Here is a 7,219-nt window from a genome sequence, read left to right on the forward strand (position 1 = left end):
CACATGGATGCAGAAAACCTCCATTACTTTGAAAAAGCACCGGTAGCAAAAGCTGTCGCTCACTTCGCTGTACCGATGATGCTAGGCACGTCAATGAGTGTCATATATTCCATCTTGAATGCCTATTTCCTTGGTACACTGGGCAATACGGCCATGTTAACCGCACTCGCACTAACCTTGCCGTTATTCGCGGCCATTATGGCGGTAGGCAACTTGATTGGCATGGGTAGCGGTACATTCATCTCCCGTTTGCTGGGAGAGAAAAAATATAACGATGTAAAGCATGTGTCTTCATTTGCCTTTTACAGTAGTTTAGTTCTCGGTCTTATCTTGATGGCCGTCAGCCTCCCATTTATCGATTCAATCGTACATGGCCTGGGAGCGACGTCTGAATCCTTCGCTTTCACGAAGGACTATGTCACGATTATGCTTATTGGTTCACCAATCCTCGTATTATTCTTCACGCTGGAGAATATCGTGCGCTCGGAGGGTGCAGCCATCACGTCGATGATCGGTATGATTCTCAGTGTTATTGTGAATATTGTTCTCGATGCACTAGTCATCTTCGTCTTCCATTGGGACGTGATCGGCGTTGCGTCTGCTACGGTCATTTCTAACTTAGTTGCGTGTGCATTCTTTGCCTTCCATATTGGAAATAAGAGCAAATTCTTAACCATCTCCGTAAAATGGTTCAAGGCTACCAAAGACATTCTCATCAATGTATTCAAAATCGGAGTCCCCGTCTTTATTATGAGCATCTTCTTGGGTGCAATGTCGCTCATTTTCAACCATTTTCTTGTCGAATATGGGAATCAGGCTGTAGCAGCTTACGGAATATCATCACGTTTATTGCAATTTCCTGAGTTTATTCTAATGGGATTATGCGAGGGAGTCGTGCCATTGATTGCCTTCTCTTTTACAGCGAATAAATTACGAATGAAGCATACCATTGGATTCACGATCAAGACGATTGTAGCCTTAGCCTTCGTGTTCGGCATCATCGTCTATCTGATTTCCGACCACTTAATTGGATTATTTACAAATGACCCGCAATTAATCGAAATGGGCAGCTACATCCTGCATGTAACGTTCTTATCCTTGTTCATTACAGGAATGACCACGTTGTTTACGGGGATCTTCCAAGCAACAGCACAAGGAACCGCCGCGTTTATTATGTCCATTATTCAAGGAATTACATTGATTCCTGTGTTGTATCTCGCCAATCGAATGAACGGCTTCCACGGGGTGGTCTGGTCGATCGTCATAGCGGATGCCGTCACGTTCCTTGTTGGAGCCATCATGCTGTATGTTCTGCGGAACAAATATCCCTGCGCAAACTCTGACACGAGCAACCCCGTGCCTCCCAGTCTCTTATATTTCATTATTCAACAGATTATTGTCTGTCTGGATTTGATGCAATACCCTTGCATGAGTAAATTAAAATAAGCGCTACTGCTACGAATGGGTGGCTCGCCAGGTGTCAAGCTGCCTTTGTACTTCGGCCTGCACCTCGTCGATGCCCGCCTGCTGAAGCTCCTGATTGAACTTCGGCAACTCCGAATCTACGTTCACGCTACCAGTCATTAGGCTGGGATAGTATTTCTCCCAGACCATCTGGATGTTCTGCAATTGAATCGGCATCTGGGACAAGTCCGGGGTAAAGCCTAGCGTGCTCGAATTGACGGCTTCCTTGTTGCTGGCACGGAACTGATTCCATTTGTCCAAGGGATCCGGGAATTCTCCACCCATGGTCTTCAAGGTGAACCAATTGCCCTGAGTGTACTGCACGCCCCCATAGCTAGGCGCTGCGTCCGGGATCGGGTTGCCATTATTGTCCTCTGCAGGTTTAGACACCACCTGGCCGTTCCTGTCCAGGGTATAGTGCACGCCCTCAATTCCGCAATTGAACAGGTTGCGCAACTCGGGGTCCGTATTCAGTAAATTAAGAAATTTTACGGACTCGATGGGATACTTCGTATCGGCACTGACAGCCATTACCCCTCCCCGAACGGATTCCATCGTGATTAACGCAGGAGTTACAGAGTAAGCCACAAGCTTGTAACCACGATCCTTACTCCAACTATTTTCGGATAGCGGGCCGCCCCCCGCGGCTTTCCAGAATACCATATCGCCCCGCTTCAGTCCTTGGCTTTCCCGCATGCCCGCGTCCTCATTGATATAGCCATCCACATAGTAGTTCCGAAGAATGTCCAGCACTTTCCGGGCTTCTTCCGTTTCAAAAATATTCACAACTAAGGCACCAGGATCCAGAGCTTGCACCATGAGTGGCAGCGTTTTCTCTGACACGTATTCGTAGCCGTCCAAGGCAAAAAAGTTATGGGACTCCTTGTCCAACTCCATCGGCTGATAAGCGGGCTCCTTCTGCTTAATCATTCGGAACAACGGTTTAAGGGAGGCCAATGTTGTATACTTCTTGATGTCAATGTTATACTTCTTGATTAACGCCTCCGGGTACATCCACTGGTCGCGTACGGCCAATTCCTTATTGGTCGGCACACCGTAAATACCGCCGTCATCCATCTGCATGCCTTTCCAAAAAATAGGATCAATCGCGTCATGCATGTCCTTCCCCACATTGGACAGATAATCGTTCAGCTTAAGCCACGCACCACGCTGCGCGTAGGTGGTATACTCCGAGGCAAAAGCGATGTCAAAGGGAGTGCCTGCGGACACGAGGGCATTCAGCAGGCTGTCATACTCCTGCCAGCCTGCTTTGATATAAGTGATGGTCACACCGATTTTTTTGACCAGGATCTCGTTGATCTTGTCGTTGACCATCTGAAGGTCTTTGTCGGGATCCCCGATCGTGTAGTAGATCAAATTCACGGTAGGAACGGCCACTGCGGTATTTTCCCCATTGCCGGTTGTGGAGAAGCAGCCTGACAAGGGCAGCACCAGCATCGTGACGAGCACGAAGGAAGCGACGATACAAGTCAGATTCCGATGTTGTTTCATTACGACACTAATCCTTTCTTCGCAATTCTGAGGGAGATTTCCCAAAATAAGCTTGGAAATGGGAATAAAAATAGTTCGGGTTCTGGTATCCGACGGAAAGCGAGATGCTGACAATCTTCTCGTCCGTGGACTGAATGCGTTCCTGGGCGCGAAGCATCCGGTAGGCCATTAAATATTCCGAAAATTTCATTTGCGTCTCTTTGATAAATATCTGCCCGAGGTATGTCCCGTTCATACGAAAACGTTCCGCAACCGACTTCAAATTCAAGTTCTGGGCATACTCTGCCTTGACGATCAACAGAATGCGGTTGGTCAGCTTGGACAGGCTATCGTACCGCACGCCGAGCACCGGGTCCGTGTCCAAGTCGCCGCGATCGGATCCCTCCAACGTACCGCGCAGATCTTCTACGATAATCTTCTCGACCACACTCTGCAGCATCAAACGGTCGATGGGCTTGAGCAGATAATCCTTGGCGCCGCAGCGAATGGCTTCCAATGCATATTGGAATTCCCCATAGCCGCTCATGATGATATATTTCGAGGGAAGGCGCAGTTCGTTAAGCTTGTGGATAACATCATAACCGCGCTTCTTGCCGATACATACATCGAAAATAGCCAAATCCGGCAACAATTCCACTGCCTTTGAAATCGCATCCTCATACGTTTCACTTGTTTCGATGCGGCCAAAGCCGTATTTTTCCCAATCCAGCGTTCGCTTCATCCCCTCCAAAATCTGCGGCTCGTCATCTACGATCAGTAGCTTGTACATCTCCAATCGCCTCCTTGGACAGGATTACAGTTATTTTAACGCCGGCTTCCTCGTTATTTTCGATATTCATGAAACACTCTGCCCCGTAGAAAAAGTGCAACCGGGTATAAACATTACGCAAACCGATGTTATCCGACAAGGTATCGTCGCCACTAGAAAGCGTATTCCTAATTTCGGCCAAGCGCTCTTCGGTGATCCAGACGCCGTTATCCACGATCTCCAGTACGAAGCGCTCCTCTTCCTCCCAGCCGTTAACGATGAGCAAGTTAAACTCGTTATCCGGATTGAAACCGTGAAGGAAAAAGTTTTCCGCTAGCGGCTGTAGCCAAAATTTCACCGTCGGCAAAGACAATAACGCCTTTTCTACAATGAACTGATAATAAAACCTTTCCGGATACTTGAATTCCATGATTTTCAAGTATTTATGGAGCAGGTTCAGCTCGCTACCCAGTGGAATAATATTCTCGTTTTTCACGACATCTCGGTACAGTGCACCCAAGGTGGCTATAGCGTCGGATGTGTCGTCGGGGCGATTCGCCAGCGCAAAAGAACGGATAACTTCAAGCGTATTATACAAGAAATGAGGATTAATTTGGTTCTGAAGGGCTTTCATTTCGGTTTCCTGCTGCTTAAGTTTTAGCAAAAAATTGGTGCGGATATGTTTATCAAGCTGAATGATCATATCATCCAATTCCCGGGCAATCATGCCATATTCGTTTCTCCGGTAACGAGCCGGGTTAACCGGTGTAAAATCCGCCGTTTTCGCGCGTCCTATGGAACGGATGATCCGACGCAGGAAGTTCGCGTCCTCTCGCAGATTGTAAGCGATGAGTAGCAAGACACTGATCATGGCCGCCAGAACGATGAGAAAAACGATGAGTAGCACACTTGCCTTTTGACGGATCAGCGATGCCAAATCCACGATGCTGACATATCGATAATTAAACTCAGTGGAGTTGAACATCACAAAATACGTACGATTGGTAAATCCCTTTGATAGAAAGCCATAACTGCGTCCGTCCACCATCGCCTGGCGAACAATCTCCTCCACGTTGTTGCGGTTGCTGCTCGCGATAAGGTATACGTCTCCGGAAGTACTGACTGCCGCCGTTTCGCTTACATCTCCATTTTGCACTGCCTCAAAGATCCGGTCACTGCTGACCAGAAACTGAAATTCGCCTAACTGGCGTGAGATTTGGTTAGGATCCGATAGTTTTTTGCGGAAAACGAATCCCTTTTGAATCGTCTCACGGAACGCCTCATCCGTATTGGGCAGACGGAATAGAAAACTTGTACTGCCGTTACTATCAAAGCTCACAATGTTGCCCTCTGATTCTGTATGCAAGCTTATTTGAGTGATGTCTCCCTTTCCCCCGTTGCTTAGAAAGGACCTCATATCATCCGGAAAGGAGACATGCGGCTTGTTATAGAGGCTATCTTGCAACCTGCTCGTCAGATAGCTTTCCGCGCTGTTTCCCAAGAAGTAGCGAATATCGGTCATCAGCTCGCTGTTGGAGTACACCCGCTGCATGAAAACATCGATACGGTCGGTATCGTACTGAAGGGAACTTTCCACTCTAGTAAACGCTCCGGCGGCCTCGTTCCTAGAATTACCTAACCATTGATCCATCAGTATCGCGCAGGTGAGTGCGCCGAGGGTCAGGCCGATGAACACTACAAATACCGCATATGCAATGAATTTGCTGCGATAGATCTTGATCTGCATAAATGAACGCATGCGGTTTCTCCTTTGCATTAAGCTTTTGCCGCACCACTACTCCACCATATACCGTAATCGTCGATAAAAAAACACCTAGTCGTCAACAAAAAAATAGGGGATTTATACCAGTATAACAGAAACCCCGAACGGCAGAAGAGCTCACCGTTCGGGGTTTTGGATACCCACCCGCGTTTAAGGCTTACTTGAAATAGTTATCAATTTGTTCTTGAGCTGCGATCATAACCTTATCCATGCCGGCTGCTTTCAATTCCGCAACGATCTTCGGTACCATTGCCTCCGGATCGGAAGCACCATTAATCAGTTCATAGCGATATTTGTCATATACGGCCTTCGTATTGGCTACCTCTGTGGTCAGCTTGGAGATGTCCAAGGCAAAGCCCAGGCTGGTTGAGGAGATCGCTTGATCGTTCAGCTTACGAACCTGTTCCCACTGATCTTCCGGAGCGCCTTTCGTAACGGCCATGGTGAAGAACGTAGCTTGGGTATAGGCAGCCAGCGGCCACGTATCCGATATGCGCTCGATAACCTTTTCCTCGTTCACGTTGTTATAGTCGACGCCCAACTCGCCGAAAGCCAGCATATTGCGCAGCTTCGGATCGGTGTTGACCAGTTGCAAATATTTCAGAGCTTCCTCTTTATACTTGGAGTTGGCGGAGATCGCGTTCAAAGAGCCTTGAATCGTGCTTGTTGTGTAAATCGGGCCAAAGTACTGGAACATAGTGTACTTCTCAACACCCTCCGTAACTTGCCAGTTTATTTCCGCGCCAGGGAAGGCTTGTGCGCTGAAGAACGGGCGGGCTTTGTCTGCTTCGGTTTTGGTCGGTGCATCCGGGTTGATGATTCCGTCTTTGTACCATTGATGTATAAGGTTCAAGCCCTCCATGATATCGGGCTGCTCCAGAACGGAGACGACTTTGTGGGAAGCGTCGTCTACCTTGACGCCCATCGGCAAACCGGCCGTCAAATCGTCGTAGCCATTAAAGAATCCGTTAAATCCTTCGCCTTGAGTGAGTCGCAGCGGATAAAAGCTTTTGCCCTCGCCGGCCTTCATATCGCGGAACGGTTTGTCGAGGTCTTTCATCGTCTTGATACTGTTTGTGTCTATGCCGTACTTTTGCACGTACGTGTCGTCGAACACCCAGTATTGGGTCGAAGACGAATCTTTGTAAGTAGGCACGGAGTAAATTTTTCCATCAATCTTCGTTCCGTCCCAGACCTTTTCGGGAATCAATTTGTAAAGATCGGGTGATTCGCTTTGTACCAAGTCGGTAATATCAGCAAAAGCGCCCATCGTAACTTGCTGATTGTACTTGCTGCTGTTCGTAAACATGATGTCGAAAGGCTCGCCAGTGTTCACGATCGTGTTGATCTTCGTGTCCCAGTCTCCCCAGCCTGCAACCTTGATGTCGATCTTCACGCCGATTTTCTCGGCCGTGTAGTCATTCATTTGCTCGATAGCCTTGTCGAAATTGCCGGGAACTTGACCGCCGATCGTCCACCATACCAACGTAGGCACGTCGCCGGAATCGGTAGGTTTGCTCGAATCCGTCTGGGCCGGCTGATTGCTGGAAGGTTCGGCCTTCGAGTCGGAATTCGAAGAACCACAGCCCACAAGGCCGGAGGTCAGGAGTGCCGCAGTAGTGATGGCGAGCAGTTGCTTCTTCATCTTTTTCATAAATATATCCCCCTATAGTAATGTATTCCACCATCTGCATCGCGCGGTGAATATAATA

At 48.2% G+C, this 7,219-nt stretch carries 4 protein-coding genes and 1 pseudogene; 1 reads left to right on the top strand and 4 read right to left on the bottom strand.

Going from position 1 to position 7,219, the window contains the following annotated elements:
- Window positions 1–3: 3 nt before the first annotated feature.
- A pseudogene (locus AC1D69_RS24810) lies at window positions 4–1,323 on the top strand (MATE family efflux transporter); the annotation flags it as partial.
- Between the two features lie 132 nt (window positions 1,324–1,455).
- On the opposite strand, the gene AC1D69_RS24815 reads toward AC1D69_RS24810, so the two are convergent.
- From AC1D69_RS24815 to AC1D69_RS24830, 4 genes are all read right to left on the bottom strand, one after another.
- Window positions 1,456–2,976, bottom strand: a complete 1,521-nt coding sequence (locus AC1D69_RS24815) for an ABC transporter substrate-binding protein (protein WP_495458786.1) — start codon at window positions 2,974–2,976, stop codon at window positions 1,456–1,458.
- 7 nt (window positions 2,977–2,983) lie between these two features.
- Window positions 2,984–3,745: a response regulator transcription factor gene (locus AC1D69_RS24820; RefSeq protein ID WP_495458787.1), complete on the bottom strand. Its 762-nt coding sequence runs from the start codon at window positions 3,743–3,745 to the stop codon at window positions 2,984–2,986.
- Complete coding sequence (locus AC1D69_RS24825; protein ID WP_495458788.1) at window positions 3,720–5,483, bottom strand: sensor histidine kinase; 1,764 nt, start codon at window positions 5,481–5,483, stop codon at window positions 3,720–3,722. The genes AC1D69_RS24820 and AC1D69_RS24825 overlap by 26 nt, the downstream gene beginning before the upstream one ends.
- 181 nt (window positions 5,484–5,664) lie before the next feature.
- Window positions 5,665–7,161, bottom strand: a complete 1,497-nt coding sequence (locus tag AC1D69_RS24830) for an ABC transporter substrate-binding protein (RefSeq protein ID WP_495458789.1) — start codon at window positions 7,159–7,161, stop codon at window positions 5,665–5,667.
- Window positions 7,162–7,219: the final 58 nt, after the last annotated feature.

The organism is Paenibacillus sp. Y301, assembly GCF_059445505.1.

Coding starts and splice junctions, on each gene's coding strand:
- AC1D69_RS24815 (WP_495458786.1), bottom strand. CDS start 2,976: ATGAAACAACATCGGAATCTGACTTGTATCGTCGCTTCCTTCGTGCTC.
- AC1D69_RS24820 (WP_495458787.1), bottom strand. CDS start 3,745: ATGTACAAGCTACTGATCGTAGATGACGAGCCGCAGATTTTGGAGGGG.
- AC1D69_RS24825 (WP_495458788.1), bottom strand. CDS start 5,483: ATGCGTTCATTTATGCAGATCAAGATCTATCGCAGCAAATTCATTGCA.
- AC1D69_RS24830 (WP_495458789.1), bottom strand. CDS start 7,161: ATGAAAAAGATGAAGAAGCAACTGCTCGCCATCACTACTGCGGCACTC.